The organism is Candidatus Accumulibacter propinquus, assembly GCF_056856495.1.
This window is the reverse complement of the sequence record NZ_JBSEHC010000002.1, coordinates 407,007-423,450: the sequence shown is the minus strand read 5'-3', so window position 1 is coordinate 423,450 and position 16,444 is coordinate 407,007. Positions and strand designations below refer to the sequence as shown.

Below are 16,444 nucleotides of genomic sequence, written 5' to 3'. Positions count from 1 at the left end.
CCAGACATCGCGCAAGAGAAGGATGCCCGCACAAGCCCGGAACACCGCGACGCTTGAGGCCGACGTCGACAACATTCCGAACGGCTTCGGCCCTGATCATCGGATGATTTTACTGTTGAGCGCTTATTGACTGAACGCGTTGTTGCGCCCGGAAACGGCAAGGCAGCTGACCGAATCCACCTGGCAAACCACGACATAGGTCGACTTTTCGCCGCAACCCTCGACGCCGACGGTGTATTCGGCGCGTTCAATACCGTTCCACAGCACCGGCTGCAGCAGGTTACTGGAAAGCACGATGCCGGTGGCCGTGGGGCAGGATAGCTCGAACTGGCCGCGGCGAGTAGCAACGTTGACGGCGTTGGCCTGATCGTCGGCCAGGAGTTGCTGGTCGCTGGCGCAGCCCGCCACCACGAGATTGAAAGCTATCAAGGCAAGCATTCTGGTTTTGGGCATGATGGTCTCCATTGAAGAGGGGGATGTGCTGGCGCGATTATTGGTTGGTTTTCCGTATCGTGCAAGCCGGCGTTACCCCAGCAGGGCCCACACCTGCGTCTGGCAGGGCAAGAGCAAGGCACGCAAAAAGTGGCAGATCAAGGACAAGGAGAGCATGAAGTGGCTGAACAGCTTCTCCCGTGTGGTCGCCATCCAGGTGCAGCACCCCGAAACCCGGTTGGTGAGCCTGGGCGATCGCGAGCCGGACATTCATAATCTGTTTAGCACACGACGTGGTCCGCGTTACCGAATACCGTAGATCAATTCCACCCGTCGCATGAGCTGGCGGCATTCCTTTGTCCTGCAATCGGGCATTGATTCCCCTCGCCCGACGCTATAGCGACGCAGCGGATGAATCTGTTTCTTGGGAACGCCGTAGGTACGAAGGAGTTTGGCGACGGCTTCGATACGCTGGTCAGATATCGCCAGATTATATGAGTCACTGCCCAGGTCGTCCGTGTAACCGGCCAAGGTCACCACCTGCGCCGGATTCTCCTTCAACCGCGCTGCGTGCTGTCGTAGTTTGTTCTGCCCCGCCGGATCGATACGCGTTGCGCCCTTGGCGAAGTAGATGCTGTTAACTTCCTCCAGCGCTACAGAATCCGTGTCCCTGGTTGAGGGCGCATCCAATGGTGTGTCTGGAACTGCAGTAGATTCAAGCGACTGTTGCGGCATCGGTTCTGAAGGTGAGATAGCCAAGGTACTACATCCGATGAGCATTACGCCATAGAGCAGCGGTGTCAGGCTGGAGAGCCTGGACATGATCTGACCAGGCCTCATTTCGAATCCCGCAGCATGTCGGCCAACGGTATGCTGGCGAAAGCATCGTCTCGTCCGGGCAGATGCCGTATCAACTCAAATAGATTGATATACAATGTTTGCAAGGCGACTTCCGGCATGGCGGCGAGCGCTTCGGGAAGGACGCCTTCTGCGGACCCTGGTAGCGCTGCGATGGCCTGCACACCGTCGGGAGCGAGCTGGAGACCGACCCGGCGCTGATCGTCCTGCTTGCGCGTCTTGATGAGGCATCTGCGAGTAACCAGTTTTTCAACCAGTTGACTGCAGGTGGACTGGTGTATGCCTAGGCGTGCAGCGAGTTCTGTCACTCCAAGCCCCGGGCAGCGCTGCACCTCCTGCAGAATCCACATCTGCGAACCGGGAAGTCCGCAGCGCTCTTCCACCTCACGGAAATACTGGCGCATCGTGCCATAGATCACGCGGAACTGTTGCAGAACCGCCAGAGGGATCTGTGGTGTGGCAACCGTCAAAGGAAGTGTCATTGGGCGTTAGCCATTGCTCTAATCGAAATAGAAAGATTATTATATTCACTATCAATGTAGTCTCATGGATTTTTCGTACATGCACCTTTGGCGATGACTTTGCGCCGACGCCGATGGTCACGTAATTGCGCCACACAGAGCACCGGTAAGGGGTCGCGACTCGATGTTCAATTCGATCCAGATTTTCGGCATGGCGCTTCTTGGCGGCCTGGGTGCAGGCGAGGTTTCGCGTCGAGCTTTGGCTTTACCACGGACCACCGGCTACGTCTTTTTTGGGCTGCTGGTCGGCCAGAGCGGACTGGGGTGGATAGCGCCTTATCACATCGAATCCAACCAGCTTTTCATCGATCTGGCACTGGGCCTGATCCTGTTCGAATTGGGCTATCAAGTTCCGCTGGTGGCGATCAGCGAAGGATGGAGCCGACTGCGCGCGGGGTTGCTGATCTCCCTGACCACAGGTGCGACCGTAGTACTGACGCTCCTGGCCATGGACTTCTCCGCCAGATCCGCAGTCTTTGCGGCAGCCCTTTGTCTGGCCACTTCGCCAGCGATCACGATTGCGACCTGCAGCGACGTAGGCGCCAGAGGAGACAAAACCGGCTTGCTGTTCACCATGGTGGCAACCACTGGATGCGTTGCCTTTGTGATCTCGACTTGGTCCATGCCCTTTCTGGTTGAGGACGAGACAAGCCGTTACCTTGTCAGCGCCTGGACGGCGACCCAGGAACTTGGTGCGGCCGTCGTGCTCGGTGGATTGTGCGCCGGGTTGGTGCTGATTGGCGCGCGGTTCCTGGGGCAGCGGCCAGAACACCAGCACCTGCTGATTCTGGGTACCATCGTTCTGGGTGTTGGAACCGCCATTTACCTGGATATCTCGGTGCTGCTGCCGATGCTGCTCTTTGGTTGCCTGACGCGAGCTCTTGACCAGAAGCAGCAGGTCGTTGCCATCCGGATTGCCAGTGATGCCAGGATCTTTCTGGTAGCCACGTTCGTTCTTGCCGGAGCCATCCTGGATCTTGGCGTGCTAATGGCATACTGGCTGGAAGCACTTGTACTCGTGATGGCACGCTTCTCAGGGCAAATCGCAGGGGTTTTCTGGAATCGGCATCGCCTCGGTTTGAACACTGAATCGTCAATTTACTTGTCTATTGGGTTGCAGCCGATGTCAAGCATTGCTCTGGTTCTTCTTGCCAACATGCAGACGCTCTACTCCGGTCTTGAGCCACGGCTGACGGGCGCCTTGCTGGCGACGATTCTCCTCATGCAGTTGCTTGGTCCCCTGGCCACGCAGACGGCGATCAAGGGCTTCGGCGAGGCAACATGTCTACAATCGGACGACCCGGCAGTGGACAAGACTGCCTCAGACAGAGATTCCTGGGAAAACAAATCATGAGCAGACGCCCGCTACGCATTGGTCTCTCCGCACGCATCTATCACCCAGTGGTCGGCGCCACTGGTTTGCAGTCGAAATCGCTGCAGTACCTCGAGCAATCGGTGGCGCACTGGGTGATGTCCCGCGAAGTGATGGTGTTCATGATCCCCGCAGTCAGTGGCGACGCCATGGTTCATCGCAGCAGCATCCGGCTCTCGGACTACCCGGAGTATCTCGATGGCCTCATTCTCCAGGGCGGAGCCGACATCAGCCCACAAAGCTACGGGGAGGAGCCGTCGCAACCTGACTGGGCTGGCGACCGGGTACGCGACGCCTACGAAATGGAGCTTCTCCACGAATTCATGGAAGCCGGCAAGGCGGTGCTCGGCATCTGTCGCGGCGCCCAACTGATCAACGTGGCGCTTGGCGGGACACTCTATCAGGACATTGCCACACAGATCGAAGCGGCGGACGAGCACGTCCATAGCGATTACGACCAGCACAGCCATGCGGTCGAGTGGGCCGCAAAGTCCGGCTTGGCGAAGCTCTATCCGGGCAAGACCGGTGGGCAGGTGGTGTCGATACATCATCAGGCGATCCGAGCATTGGGTCGGGACCTGATGGTCGAAGCGCGCAGCACCGGGGACGGCCTGATCGAAGCCATTCGCCTACAAGGTAGACCGTATGTTCTGGGCTTGCAGTGGCACCCGGAGTTCCATCCTCCCGGCAGCGAAGAGCTGTTGGACTGCACGCCAATCCTCGACGAGTTTCTCGCTGCCGCGCGCGGCCGACTTTGGTGAGCACAACGGATCGATGCTGAACGGTATCCTGTCGCCGGCACGCACCGCCTGGGAAGGATTGCAGGAGCGCCTCTTCTTCCTGCCACCCTTCCCCGATGAACTCGATTCTCTCGCCTTGTTCAGCATGCTGCTGGTCGTCGGTTTGCTGGTCGGTGAGTGGTTGCGCGCCAAACTGGGCTGGCCCAAAGTCATCGGCTACGTCCTGGCAGGAACGTTCTTCGGCCCCTCCATGCTCGGCTGGATCAGCATTGAGGCACTGGCCCAGATACGGCCGATGGCCGATGCAGCACTCGGACTCCTGATGCTCGAGATCGGCCGACGCCTCGACCTGCGTTGGCTCGGTGATAACCGCGATTTGCTCAGAGCAACGATTGGCGAGATCACCCTCTCATTCACAGCCATTTTCCTCTTCGCCTGGGGTTTCGTTGGGTTGACGCCGGCATGGGCGGCCGCGGCCGCAGCCGTAACCATGGCCTCGGCGCCGGCGGTTGTCCTGCTGACCGTCGAAGAATCGAGCGCGCAGGGGCAGGTCACCGAACAAATAATCCTGCATACGGCGCTGAGTGCGGCGGCGTCATTTGTCGTCTTTGTTGTCGTCGTCGGCGTGGTGCACGCGGAATACAGCGACGACTGGCTGAATGCCGTAGCCCATCCGCTGTGGGTTGTGGTCGGTTCCTTGATAATCGCCTGGCTGATGGCGCTTCTCGCTCGTCTGGTCGCGGCGCTGTTGCCGAAGCGCTCGCTGGCACAGGTCTTCATCCTCGTGGCCACGGCCCTGCTCGCCGTCGGCACTGCCCGCATGCTGGCGGTGCCGGTCTTTCTGACGCTTTTCCTGATGGGGGTGATCCTGTCGTTCAGCGATCAGGAAAGAACGCTCAGCTATACCAACCTGCCGGAAGGACACTGGTTGCTGGCGATCATCCTCTTCGTCGTCGTCGGCGCTTCGCTGCCTTGGCAGGACTTCACCTGGCTGATCGGACTGCAGGCGATTGGCCTGTTGATCGTTCGGGCGGTGGCCAAGGTGACTGCCGTGGCATGGGCTGGCGGTGGTCTGTGCGTTGCCAGGCGAGTACTGGTTGGCATCGGCATTCAGCCGCTGTCGGCAACTGCCGTCTTTATGGCTTATGAAATCGCCGGACTCTACCCGGAAATCGGCCGTTCATCGCTGTCATTGCCGCTGTTTGCGGCCGCCATCATGGAACTTGCCGGCCCTGCCCTCTGCCGTTTCGCGGTGACGCGCGCCGGCGAGACCGCGGCGACCGACAACAGCAAGGAAGGAGTGGCATGAGCCAGCCAATCGCCGAATTCAGACAGAGCCAGCCACTGACCCTGGGAGTCGAGCTTGAGTTGCAGCTGGTTTCCGTGCGCGATTTTGATTTGACTCGCGGAGCGACGGATCTTCTCGGCAGCATGGACTACGATGGCCGCTTTGGTGAGATCAAGCTTGAAATTACCGAAAGCATGATCGAGGTCAGCACCCTGCCGCGCACACTCGTCGATGGCATTGCTGCCGATCTGGTCGGCCTCCGGCAAGCGCTTGTCAGTCAGTGCGTACGCAACCATATCTCCATTTGCGGCGGCGGCACGCATCCCTTCCACCGCTGGGCGGAGCGGCGGATTTGTCCGGGTGATCGCTTCGATGAGATCTCCCAGCGTTATGGCTACCTGGCCAAGCAATTCACGGTCTTTGGCCAGCACATTCATGTCGGCTGTACGTCGGGTGACGAAGCGATCTGGATAACGCAAGCCCTGGGACCCTATGTGCCGATCTTCATCGCGTTATCGGCTTCGTCACCATTCGTCGATGGCGAAGACACGCTGTTCCAGTCCTCTCGCCTGAACGCCGTCTCGGCCTTCCCCTTGAGCGGACAATGCCCGGAATTACGCGACTGGGCAGACTTCATTGAACACTTTTCCTTTCTGCAGGCCTGTGGTATTGCTCGCAGCATCAAGGACCTTTACTGGGATATCCGCCCAAAACCCGAATTCGGCACGGTAGAAATCCGCGTTTGCGATACGCCACTGACGGTCGAGCGCGCCGCAGCCCTGGCGGCCTTGGCGCAAAGTCTGGTACGCCATCTCTTGCGAACTCGACCCGCGCTCAACACTCAACGGCAACTGTATGTCGCCCGCTACAACAAGTTTCAGGCGTGCCGCTATGGTTTCGATGGGCGGATCTCGGATCCTGTCAGCCTGCGGCAAGTCCCTCTCCGGCAGATCGCCCGTGAACTACTCGCTGCGTTGGTCGAGGATGCCCGAGAACTTGGCTGTTCCGCATGGCTTGAATTGCTGCAGGCCTCCCTGGCAGGAGAGATCTCCGACTCCAGATGGTTGCGCGGGCGTCAGGCCATCCACAAAAACCTGAACGATGTCGTCCGTGAGGCCACAATGCGCTTTAGCAATAAAGGGAGCCTGCACCTTGCCGAGGGACAGCGATGAAGCAATGGCTAACATTGCTGGCGTTGACGGTACCTTTGGCATGGCCACTGCATGCGGCAGAGGAGTGTGTGATCGAGTCGGTCCCCAGGGGCACAAAGGGCCCTGGCCCATGGATCGACCAGGACAACTGGTTAGCTCCTGAAAATCTTCGCATCGGCTTGCAGTCATTCGGCAGCTTCATGCCGTTGCTGAAAATCAGAGTGACAGCTACAGGCCACATTCTCCGCCCGGCTCCTCGACAGATCGAGCTCGACAAGCTCAAGGCCCGCGACCCGCTTGATCAGCAGCAGCGCGATATCGGTTTCCTGCTGGCCACGCGCTTGTATGCTGATGGCTTGTTAGTGCTGCGCGACGGTAAGGTGGCTGGCGAGCGCTACTGGAATGGGCTGGTAGCGCAGGACCAGAGACTGCTGCTTGGCGCAACCCGACCACTGCTCTCCCTGATGGGTGCAATGGCAGTAGCCCAGGGCAAGCTCTCGCCGGACCGGTCAATCATTCGCTACGTACCGGCCCTTAGTGGGCAGACGGGGTTGCGGAAGTTGTCAATTCGGCGCCTCCTCGAAGGAGAGAGTAGCTTCGATTGGTCGTCGCAGGACGTCGATGACTGGTTGGTGTCAGGTGGATGGAACTTCGGCAAGACCGCCAGCGGGATTCGGGCATGGCTTAACCAACCGGGCCGCTGGGAAAGGGGCTTTGCCACGAACCAGAAACTCGGCGAAGTCGGACCTGACACCGACCTGCTCGTCTGGGCACTGGCCGAAAGTTACCGGCTACCGCTGGCCCAGATCTTTTGCGAAGAAGTATTTGAAAAACTCCGACCCGAGAATGCAGCCTTCTGGCTGACCGACACGCAGGGAACGGAACTGTCCGCTGGATTGGCTCTTTCGCTTCGTGATTTTGCCCGTTTGGGGCAACTGCTGATCGATGCCAGGAACAGCAGTCGACGCAGCAGGATTCCAAACTGGTTCATCGAGACGCTGACCGCCTCAACCGGGCTGCGAACAGCAAACACTTCGGATCTCAGAGGCCTGAAAAAAGGCAGCGAATTTCGCTACGGCTTTGTCCACCTCGGCGGTGCGCAGAACCGCATCGCCATTCTGGGACCGTACGGCAACAGCCTGTACATCGATTTTGATCGTCGACTGGTGATTGCCATTTATGCTGCCTATCCTAGGGATCACACCGCAGGAATGCGGGCTACACTTGAGCAGATATGGGACACCCTGGCTTCTGCAACGCAGCCGATTGGCAAGCGTTGAAGCATGAGGTGAGAATATGCGGAAGTAAGTCAGGAACAGCTTGACTACCACGTCGATACCGAACCACAGGATGACCAGCGGAATCAACGCCAGCAGCGGAATGTTGCGAATCATCTGCAGGCTGGTGTCGAGAGCGATTTCCATTTTTCGGAAAGATCCGGTCAACAGACCGAGGACGAGACCGAGCCCGCCGCCGATGGCGAAACCGGCAAGCGCCCTGCTGGCCCTGACCCGGATGTGGGTCCACAACTTGCAGGCAATTCAGGCCGTTCTCGTCGCCGAAGGCATCGTGCCGATTGTGGATGGAGCGGCCTGGGCCTGCCGCGACCGGGACGATATTCCAGGCGGCTGCGCATGAAAAGGATGCCCGCAGCGCACCGCAGGCACGACACCGTGGCATGTAGGGACGGTATCGTCACTCCGAAGGACAACATCGTCGTTCCGAGAGACGATGTCGAAGCGCCGAAGGACAACAACTTCCCTCCGAGGGACGACACGGTCTCACCAACGTCGCCGACGTGATCCAGGATCACGCTCATTCTCGGGCAGGGACGCTCCAGTGACTGTTCGGTCTTCGCCGACGAGGCAGTCCACCTTACCTCAGACTCGCTCTCTCCTCGCGCCGTGATTCTTTCAGACGCATTGCCGCCGAAGACCGATTACTACGCTCATACCTCGTTGGACAAGGCTCCCACTTCGAGTGACTTATGCGGTCAAAGCGGACGAAATGTCGTATGGTGACACCCTGACCAGCAAGGGAACCCTTCCCACCCGCGAAGGAGGGCCGGCTGTAAGGAAACGCCACACCCCTTCGACTCAGGTCACTAGAACAACCCGAGAGAGAGCCAACCATGCACGCCACCCTGCCCCTGCTGCTGACCAGCAATTTTCCAAACCTGGCCCGGCGTTCGGTCGAAACCCTCCAGGTCAACCTCGGTTATCGCTGCAATCAGAGTTGCCTGCACTGCCATGTCAATGCCGGTCCGCAGCGCAAGGAGGAAATGACTGCGGAGACGATCGACGCCTTGCTGGCCTTCATCGCCGCCAGCCCCGAAGTCAAGGCGCTGGACCTCACCGGCGGAGCGCCCGAGTTGAACGCGAATTTCAGGCGACTGGTCGTTGCTGGGCGCGAACGCGGTCTGCGGGTCATCGACCGTTGCAATCTGACGATCCTCGAGGAAGTCGGCCACGAAGATCTTGCCGCTTTCCTCGCTGCGCATCGTGTCGAGGTCGTCGCATCGCTACCCTGCTACCTCGAAGAGAACGTCGACCGGCAGCGCGGCAAGGGTACCTTCGACGCCAGCATCCGCGGCCTGCGCCGACTGAATGCGCTGGGGTACGGAGCGCCCGGCGGCCCCCTGCTCCTGAACCTGGTCTTCAATCCGCAGGGGCCGACGCTACCGCCACCGCAGGGCCCTCTGACAGCGGCGTATCGCGAGCACCTCGGGCGCAACTTCGGTATCGTTTTCAACCAGTTGTTCACGCTGACCAACATGCCGATCCAGCGTTTCGGATCGCTGCTGGTCTCGAAGGGACAGTTCAACACCTATATGCAGTTGCTGCACAGCGCCCACCGTGACGAGAATGTCGAGCACGTGATGTGCCGCAACCTGCTGTCAATCGACTGGCAAGGCTACCTCTACGACTGCGACTTCAATCAGCAACTCGGCTTGCCGATCAGGGGCACCGAACGCGCCCGCCTGCACATCACCGACGTGCAGGCGGCGGCGCTAGACGGCTGGAGGATCCGGGTCGCCGACCACTGCTACGGCTGCACGGCTGGCCAGGGGTCAAGTTGCGGTGGGGCGCTGGGCGAGGAAGTCGCGGCGGCACCGACCTGCAGCGCCTGATCAGGGTCGCACTGTAAGGTCTGCAAGCTGCCGCACGACAGAGCGCTGTACCGAACATCAGGAGGTGGGAAAGCTGCCATGACTATTCGACGACTGCTGCTGATTGCAGCCCTGACCGGGTTGCTGCTGGCGTATTTCGCTCTTGACCTGGGCCGCTTCCTGAGTCTCGACTACTTCAAGAGCCAGCAACTCACGATCGAGGCCTGGCGGGCCGCACAGCCGATCCAGGCGGCTCTGCTGTTCTTTGCCACTTATGTGGCGGTGACCGGTCTTTCGCTGCCTGGCGCAACGGTGATGACCCTGGTCGCGGGCGCCGTATTCGGCCTGTTCTGGGGTTTGCTGCTGGTTTCCTTCGCCTCGTCGCTCGGTGCCACCCTCGCCTTCCTGGTCTCGCGTTTCCTGCTCCGCGACTGGGTTCAGCAGCGCTTCGGCGATCGCCTGCGGGCGATCAATGCCGGCGTCGAGAAGGAAGGGGGGCTGTATCTCTTCACCTTGCGTCTGGTGCCGGTGTTTCCGTTCTTTGTGATCAACCTGTTGATGGCCCTGACGCCGATCAGGACCGGCACCTTCTACTGGGTGAGTCAGATCGGCATGCTCGCCGGCACGCTGGTCTATGTGAATGCCGGCACACAACTGGCCAGGATCGACTCTCTGGCGGGAATCCTCTCACCGGCGCTGCTCGGATCCTTTGTTCTGTTGGGGGTTTTCCCGCTGCTGGCCAGGAAGCTCGTCGCGGCCCTGGCCGCCCGCAAGGTCTATTCGGGATGGCAGAAGCCGGCGCGTTACGACCGCAACCTGATCGTCATCGGCGCCGGTTCGGCCGGGCTGGTCACCGCCTACATCGCCGCGGCGGTCAAGGCCAGGGTGACGCTGATCGAGAAGCACAGGCTCGGCGGCGACTGCCTGAATACCGGCTGCGTACCGTCGAAAGCGCTGATCCGTTCTGCCAGGCTGCTTTCGCATATGCGGCGCGCGCCCGAGTTCGGCATTCGCAGTGCGCGTGCGGAATTCGACTTCGCCGAGGTCATGGCGCGCGTGCAGCGCGTGATCAAGGCCATCGAACCGCACGACTCCGTCCAGCGCTACACTGAACTCGGTGTCGAGGTCATCGCCGGCAGTGCGAAGCTGGTTTCGCCGTGGGTGGTGGAGATCGTCCGCGATGACGGTGGCAGCCAGCGTCTCAGCGCCCGCAGCATCGTCATCGCCGCCGGCGCCCGTCCTTTCGTGCCGCCGATCCCTGGTATCGAACAAATGGGCTACCTGACCTCCGATAACGTCTGGGAACTGCGCGAACTGCCGCGTCGGTTGCTGGTCCTCGGCGGCGGCCCGATTGGTTCGGAATTGACGCAGGCTTTTGCGCGCCTCGGGGCCGTCGTCACGCAGGTCGAAATGGCGCCGCGGATCATGGTCCGCGAAGATCCCGAAGTGTCCGAAATGGTCATGCAGCGTTTCCGCAGCGAAGGCATCACCGTCCTGGTCGGCCACCGCGCCAAAGAGTTCCTGATCGACAACGGAGAGAAGGTCCTCGTCGCCGAACACGCTGGTCGGGACGTCCGCATTCCTTTCGACGCGGTGCTGGTGGCCGTCGGTCGGGTGGCCAATCTGGACGGCTACGGGCTCGACGAACTCGGCATCAGCGCGCAGCGCACCATCGAAACCAACGCCTTCCTGCAAACGAAATATCCGAACATTTACGCCGCCGGCGATGTCGCCGGGCCATTCCAGTTCACACATGCGGCAGCCCATCAGGCCTGGTATGCGGCGGTCAATGCGCTTTTCGACCCCTACCGGAAGTTTCGCGTCGATTACTCGGTGATTCCCTGGGCAACCTTCATCGAACCCGAGGTGGCGCGCGTCGGAATCAACGAAAGTGAAGCCCGCGAACGCAATATCCCGCACGAAACGACCGTGTACGGGATCGACGATCTCGATCGGGCGATCGCCGACGGCGAAGCGCATGGTTTCGTCAAGGTGCTCACCGTCCCCGGGAAGGACCGCATCCTCGGCGTCACCATCGTCGGCGAGCACGCCGGCGACCTGATCGCCGAATATGTCCTGGCGATGCGCCACGGCATCGGCCTGAACAAGATTCTCGGCACCATTCACATCTACCCGACGCTCGCCGAGGCGAACAAATACGCCGCCGGCAACTGGAAGAAGGCGCATGCCCCGCAAAAGCTGCTCGCCTGGGTAGCGCGCTTTCACACCTGGCGTCTCGGCTAGCAGACGGCTACAGGCGCTCACTGCGCGGCAGCAGCAGGCTCGCGATTTCGGCGACATCCTTTTCCGAAAGAACGCCGGCTGCCGTCTTCAGTTGCAGGATGCTGACCAGAAACTCGTATCTGGCCTGCGCGAGATCGCGCTTGGCGACGAACATCAGCCGCTCGGCGTCGAGAACATCGGTATTGGTCCGGATTCCCGCCGCCATCCCGCGCATCGTTCCTTCGGCCGCCACCAGGCTGGCATCGACCGCCTTTTCATAGGCGGCAACCTTGCTGACGCCGGTCTCGACGGCCATGAACTGGCGCTTCACCTCGACCAGGACCTCATTCACCGTCGCATCGAGTTCGGCCTGTGTGCGCTCGCGGTTGGCCACCGCCTGCCCGGTCAACGCCGACACCCTGCCTCCGGCGAACAACGGAAAGTTCAGTTGTACGCCAACGGCCGTGACCGCGGTCTTCTGATTCAGCGTCGAGATGGTCTCGTTCTCCGATCGGGTTGCGCGCGCGACGAAGTCGAGTTGCGGCATATGGCCGGCACGATTGCGATTCACTTCCAGGCTGGCCATTTCGTAAGCCTTGCGCTGCGCACGAATCTCCGGGTTGTTGTCCTGCGCCAGCACGTACCATTCTTCGAGTTGCCCGGGTCGCACGCCAGTCGGAACAAAGTCCGGTCGCAGAATCCACAGATCTCCCATCGGCGTGCCGGTGATGCCTTCGAGTTTTCGCATCGCCACCGCGACACGGTCGAGCGCGTCGGCACGCCCGGCGCGGGCAAGCTGCAGCCGCGATTCGGCCTCGGCGACTTCGGTCACCGTACCTTCACCGCCCTTCCGCCGCCTCTCAGCCAGTTTCCGCTGGGCGCCATAAGCGGCAATTTCCGCATCGGCCAGCGCCAGCTTGTCCATCGCCAGCAAAGCGTCAAAATACGCGCCGGCCACCTTGACGGCGAGTTCCGCCTCCTTGCGGTCGAATATCGCGTCGCTGTACGCTGCCTGCACGCCGCCCTGCTGGTAACGCACGAAACTGTCGTAGTTGAACAAGGGCTGCCGTAGCGCGATCGAGATTACCTTGTCGTAATAGTCGAGCGACTGGGTCACGTCGACGATCGTCGAGGTGCGTTCTCCAGCGTTCTTCGAGTAGGAACCGGTAACCGAGATATTTGGCAACAAACCGGAACGGCCGATGGCGATCGCGTACTGCCCGGCGTCGCGCTCGTAGCGTGCGGCCCTGAAGGTCGGGTCGTTCTGCCGAGCCGCACTGTAGGCGTCGAGCAGACCGGCTGCCAATACTCCTGAAGACCACAGCGCCAGAGTGCAACAGCTCATCAGCTTGACCGACCAGTGCGTCATGCTCATTCCTCGGTCAAGGCCGACTTCATCCGGTCGAGCAGCGGTTTGAACAGGTAGTTCAGCATCGTCCGTTCGCCGGTCTTGATGAACACCTCGGCCGGCATTCCTGCCTTGATCTCGTGCGTCTTCAGCTTCTGCATGCCTTCCGCCGTCACCACCACCTGGCCGCGGTAGAACGGTGGTATCCGGCCCTGCGGGTCGGTCGTCGCGTCGGCCGCGACCTGCACGAAGTCGCCGGGGATCTGCGGGGTGGTCCTCTGATTGAAGGCGGGAAAGGTGATTTCGACCGGTGATCCCAGTTTGACCTTGTCGATCAGCGTCGTCGGAATCTGCACATCGATTCGCAAGGGCTCGTTCTTCGGCACCACCTCCATGAGGGGAGTACCCTGAGCGAGTACACCGCCGACCGTATGCACGTTCAAACCGACGATGACCCCCTCGGAGGGAGCGCGCACGGTGGTATTTTCCAGTTCGAAGGCGAGCCCCTTGAGCCGACTGTCGAGAGAGCTGGCCTCCTTCTGCACGTCGGCCAGACCGTTCTCCACTTCCTTGTCATACTCCTGCCGGCGCGCAAGCATGCGCATCCGGATTTCGCCGATGCTTTGCTGCGTGCGGCCGAGGTTTCCCAGGTCCTCCGAGATGGCGCCACTGAGTTGCGCCAGAAGGCGCTCCTGCTCCGACAGGCGGTTACGCGGCAGGTAGCCCTCGGCGGCAAGCTCCCGCAGTCCCTGCAGTTCCTCAAGCAACAGCCTGGATTGTTCCTCCTTGGCCCGCCGGGTAGCCTCCAGACCCTTGGCCGAGGACTGCAGACCGGCAAGCGTGTTCTTCATCGCCCCGAGTTCGGCCTGCAAGCCGGCCTGCCGCGAACGCAACAACTGAGTCTGCACGGCCATTGCATTGGCCGCCCGCGGATCGTCCTTCTCGCTTAACAGATCGTCGGGAAAGACGATCTCCGAATGGCCCTGTGCATCGGCAATCAGGCGTGCCTCCGCCGCTTTTGCCACCAGCCACTGGCTGCGCGCCACCTCGTACTGCGAACGCGCGTTCGTCGGATCGAGGCGTACGAGCACATCGCCACTCCTGACCTCGTCTCCGTCCTTGACCAGGATCGCTTCGACCATTCCCGGGCCGAGGTTCTGCACCGTCTTGCGGTTGCCGGTCACCACCACCTGTCCATTCGCCGGTACACCCTGGTCCAGGGGTGCCAGAGCAGCCCACAGTACGAAACCACCAAAGCCGATGGCCAGCACCCACCAGCCCAGCCGCGAAGCACGCGCATGGTTGATGTCTACGCTTGCCGCCGGCTTGGTTCTGGTGTCGTTGACATCGGTGACATCGGTGATATCGCTATCCGCCGTACTTTTTCGATTGAAGATGTTGATCGCCATGCTCCCGCTTTTCGAATCAGGCTTCGACCGCCGGCGCTGCCGGAAGGCCGCCTGCCGCCGTCACCGGCGAAACGGGCCGGGCCGCGTTGGCCGTCGCCGCCGCTGCACTCCCCGCACGCATTGCCGCCAGCACCTGCTCGCGCGGCCCATGCGCCTTTACGGTCCCCTCGTGCATCACCAGAATGCTGTCCGCTACCGCCAGTGTAGTCATTCGGTGGGTCACGATCACCACCGTACGCTTCCTGGCCTTCAGGCGTCGCACCGTTTCGGCAAGAGCGGCTTCGCCCTGATCGTCGAGGTTGGAATTCGGCTCATCGAGCACGATCAGCGCCGGGTCGCCGTAGAGCGCACGCGCCAGGCCGATACGCTGTTTCTGGCCGCCGGAAAGGGCGCTGCCGGCATCGCCGAGGGGCGTGTCGTAGCCGTTGGGAAGCATCAGGATCAGTTCATGCACACCTGCCGCCTGCGCCGCCGCCAGAACCTGGTCCGAATCGACCTCGCCGAAGCGGGCAATGTTCTCGGCAACGGTACCGTCAAACAACTCGATGTCCTGTGGCAGGTAGCCAAGGTACGGCCCCAGTTCGTCCTTGTTCCACTTGAAGATCTCGGCGCCGTCCAGGCGCACGGATCCGGCCAGCGCTGGCCAGACACCAACCAGCAGGCGCGCCAGGGTAGACTTCCCGGAGGCGCTCGGGCCGATCACCGCGACCACCTCTCCCGCCGCCAACCGAAAATTGACGTTCTTGAGGATCAGAATCTTGCTGCCAGGAGCTGCAGTCGCCGCGTTCTCCACCAGCACATCGCCCAAGGGTCGTGGCAGCGGCATGCCGGCGACACGCGCCGGGTAGACGCGCAACAGTTCAGTCAGGCGCTGGTAGGCGGCGCGTGCCGATACCAACTGCTTCCAGTTGGCAATCAACACCTCGACAGGAGCCAGAGCACGACCAACGAGGATCGAGCCGGCAATCATCATTCCCGAGGTAATTTCGCCGTCGATGGCCAGCAGCGCGCCATAACCCAGCGCCAGCGATTGCATCGAGATGCGTGCGAAGCGGGTCAAGGCGTTGAGCGTGCCTGCACGATCGCTCGCCAGCGCCTGCTGCATCAGGAACTTCTCGTGCAACTTGAACCAGCGACTACGGATCGCCGGTAGCATGCCCATGGCTTCGATCACCTCGGCGTTGCGCAGGTGATTGTTGGCCTGCGCATTGGCGGCCATGGCGAGCCTTTGCGCTTCGCCCAGCGGCGCCGCCGAGACACGTTCATTGATTATCGCCAGGACCACCAGCACCAGCACACCGATCAGCGAGAAGAAACCCAGATGCGAATGCATCATGAAAATCACGATCAGGTAGATTGGCATCCACGGCGCGTCCGCCAGCGCGATCAGACCCGCACCGGTCAGCGTCTGCCGCATCGTGGACAGGTCATTGAGCGCCTGCGCAGGATTCTGGCCGGCCTGTCGGAGGTTGCGTTCGAAGGTCGCGTCGAAGACGCGCGCATTGACGTCGAGGTCGAGGCGTGCCCCGACACGCACAAGAACCATCGACCTGATCCGCTCGAGCACCGACATCAGCGCGAACAGCCCGAGCGTGATCAAGGTCAGCATCAGCAGCGTGGTCACGTTGCGGCTGCCGAGCGCGCGGTCGTAAATCTGCAGCATGTAGATCGACGGCGTCAGCATCAACAGATTGATGAAAAAACTGAACGCGCCGATGGTCAGGAAAGCCCGACGAAACGACAGAAGCGCCAACTCGAGTTCGGGACGCTGCTGGGGGGGCTTGATCATGCGCATTCTTCCTTGGAAACCAGACCATTCCATAGATGGAGCAACGACGACGCGCTGGGAAGCTCATGGACGTGCATCAATGATCAGTCCTGCTCATCGCGCAGTTCCCAAAAAGGTTGTAATGATGACAGAATGAGCTTCCATGATCCAGCCCGAAGCCCCGATGCCAGAGGCTTCCCTGACCCGAAAATTGTGATCACCTTA

The 16,444-nt window shown here is 61.0% G+C and carries 13 protein-coding genes and 2 pseudogenes; 8 read left to right on the top strand and 7 right to left on the bottom strand.

From position 1 onward, the window contains the following. Nucleotides 1–123: 123 nt before the first annotated feature. Nucleotides 124–453 (bottom strand): hypothetical protein, encoded by a 330-nt coding sequence (locus tag AC15MQ_RS04440; protein ID WP_350495353.1) that lies wholly within the window; start codon nucleotides 451–453, stop codon nucleotides 124–126. Here AC15MQ_RS04440 and AC15MQ_RS04435 point away from each other — a divergent pair. After that, on the top strand, nucleotides 452–751 hold the full coding sequence (locus tag AC15MQ_RS04435) for a hypothetical protein (RefSeq protein ID WP_483079438.1): 300 nt from the start codon (nucleotides 452–454) through the stop codon (nucleotides 749–751). The genes AC15MQ_RS04440 and AC15MQ_RS04435 overlap by 2 nt on opposite strands. On the opposite strand, the gene AC15MQ_RS04430 is transcribed toward AC15MQ_RS04435, so the two are convergent. Together AC15MQ_RS04430 and AC15MQ_RS04425 are read right to left on the bottom strand one after the other, a co-directional pair. Beyond that, the gene (locus tag AC15MQ_RS04430; RefSeq protein ID WP_350495355.1) at nucleotides 736–1,254 is read right to left on the bottom strand and encodes an OmpA family protein; all 519 of its coding nucleotides are present in this window, start codon (nucleotides 1,252–1,254) and stop codon (nucleotides 736–738) included. The genes AC15MQ_RS04435 and AC15MQ_RS04430 overlap by 16 nt on opposite strands. Nucleotides 1,255–1,268: 14 nt before the next feature. Beyond that, the gene (locus AC15MQ_RS04425) at nucleotides 1,269–1,760 is read right to left on the bottom strand and encodes a MarR family winged helix-turn-helix transcriptional regulator (protein WP_287651650.1); all 492 of its coding nucleotides are present in this window, start codon (nucleotides 1,758–1,760) and stop codon (nucleotides 1,269–1,271) included. A gap of 175 nt (nucleotides 1,761–1,935) precedes the next feature. On the opposite strand from AC15MQ_RS04425, the gene AC15MQ_RS04420 reads away from it, so the two are divergent. From AC15MQ_RS04420 to AC15MQ_RS04400, 5 genes and pseudogenes are all read left to right on the top strand, one after another. Further along, nucleotides 1,936–3,165 (top strand): cation:proton antiporter, encoded by a 1,230-nt coding sequence (locus tag AC15MQ_RS04420; RefSeq protein WP_287651649.1) that lies wholly within the window; start codon nucleotides 1,936–1,938, stop codon nucleotides 3,163–3,165. Then, nucleotides 3,156–3,944: pseudogene (locus AC15MQ_RS04415) on the top strand (gamma-glutamyl-gamma-aminobutyrate hydrolase family protein); the annotation flags it as partial. The gene AC15MQ_RS04420 and the pseudogene AC15MQ_RS04415, both read left to right, overlap by 10 nt. A 13-nt stretch (nucleotides 3,945–3,957) precedes the next feature. Further along, nucleotides 3,958–5,232 (top strand): cation:proton antiporter, encoded by a 1,275-nt coding sequence (locus AC15MQ_RS04410; RefSeq protein WP_483079437.1) that lies wholly within the window; start codon nucleotides 3,958–3,960, stop codon nucleotides 5,230–5,232. Further along, complete coding sequence (locus tag AC15MQ_RS04405) at nucleotides 5,229–6,383, top strand: YbdK family carboxylate-amine ligase (protein WP_287651646.1); 1,155 nt, start codon at nucleotides 5,229–5,231, stop codon at nucleotides 6,381–6,383. Before AC15MQ_RS04410 ends, AC15MQ_RS04405 begins: the two co-directional genes overlap by 4 nt. After that, entirely contained in the window at nucleotides 6,380–7,642 is a 1,263-nt protein-coding gene (locus AC15MQ_RS04400) for a serine hydrolase (RefSeq protein ID WP_332336091.1), read from the top strand. The genes AC15MQ_RS04405 and AC15MQ_RS04400 overlap by 4 nt, the downstream gene beginning before the upstream one ends. 6 nt (nucleotides 7,643–7,648) lie before the next feature. Here AC15MQ_RS04400 and AC15MQ_RS04395 read toward each other — a convergent pair. Beyond that, a pseudogene (locus AC15MQ_RS04395) lies at nucleotides 7,649–7,894 on the bottom strand (ABC transporter permease); the annotation flags it as partial. Between the two features lie 599 nt (nucleotides 7,895–8,493). Between AC15MQ_RS04395 and arsS the strand changes: the two are divergent. Continuing rightward, nucleotides 8,494–9,492, top strand: a complete 999-nt coding sequence (gene arsS / locus AC15MQ_RS04390; RefSeq protein WP_483079436.1) for an arsenosugar biosynthesis radical SAM (seleno)protein ArsS — start codon at nucleotides 8,494–8,496, stop codon at nucleotides 9,490–9,492. A gap of 78 nt (nucleotides 9,493–9,570) precedes the next feature. Then, entirely contained in the window at nucleotides 9,571–11,715 is a 2,145-nt protein-coding gene (locus AC15MQ_RS04385; RefSeq protein WP_483079435.1) for an FAD-dependent oxidoreductase, read from the top strand. 7 nt (nucleotides 11,716–11,722) lie between these two features. Here the strand turns inward: AC15MQ_RS04385 and AC15MQ_RS04380 are convergent, their stop codons facing one another. Genes AC15MQ_RS04380 through AC15MQ_RS04370 form a run of 3 tightly spaced genes read right to left on the bottom strand, consistent with a single transcriptional unit; the run spans nucleotide 11,723 to nucleotide 16,240 of the window. Next, entirely contained in the window at nucleotides 11,723–13,063 is a 1,341-nt protein-coding gene (locus AC15MQ_RS04380; RefSeq protein WP_483079434.1) for a TolC family outer membrane protein, read from the bottom strand. A 2-nt stretch (nucleotides 13,064–13,065) separates the two neighbouring features. After that, on the bottom strand, nucleotides 13,066–14,451 hold the full coding sequence (locus AC15MQ_RS04375) for an HlyD family type I secretion periplasmic adaptor subunit (protein ID WP_332336074.1): 1,386 nt from the start codon (nucleotides 14,449–14,451) through the stop codon (nucleotides 13,066–13,068). A 16-nt stretch (nucleotides 14,452–14,467) separates the two neighbouring features. Next, a complete protein-coding gene (locus tag AC15MQ_RS04370) occupies nucleotides 14,468–16,240 on the bottom strand; it encodes a type I secretion system permease/ATPase (RefSeq protein ID WP_483079433.1) in 1,773 nt (590 codons plus the stop codon). Between the last annotated feature and the right edge of the window lie 204 nt (nucleotides 16,241–16,444).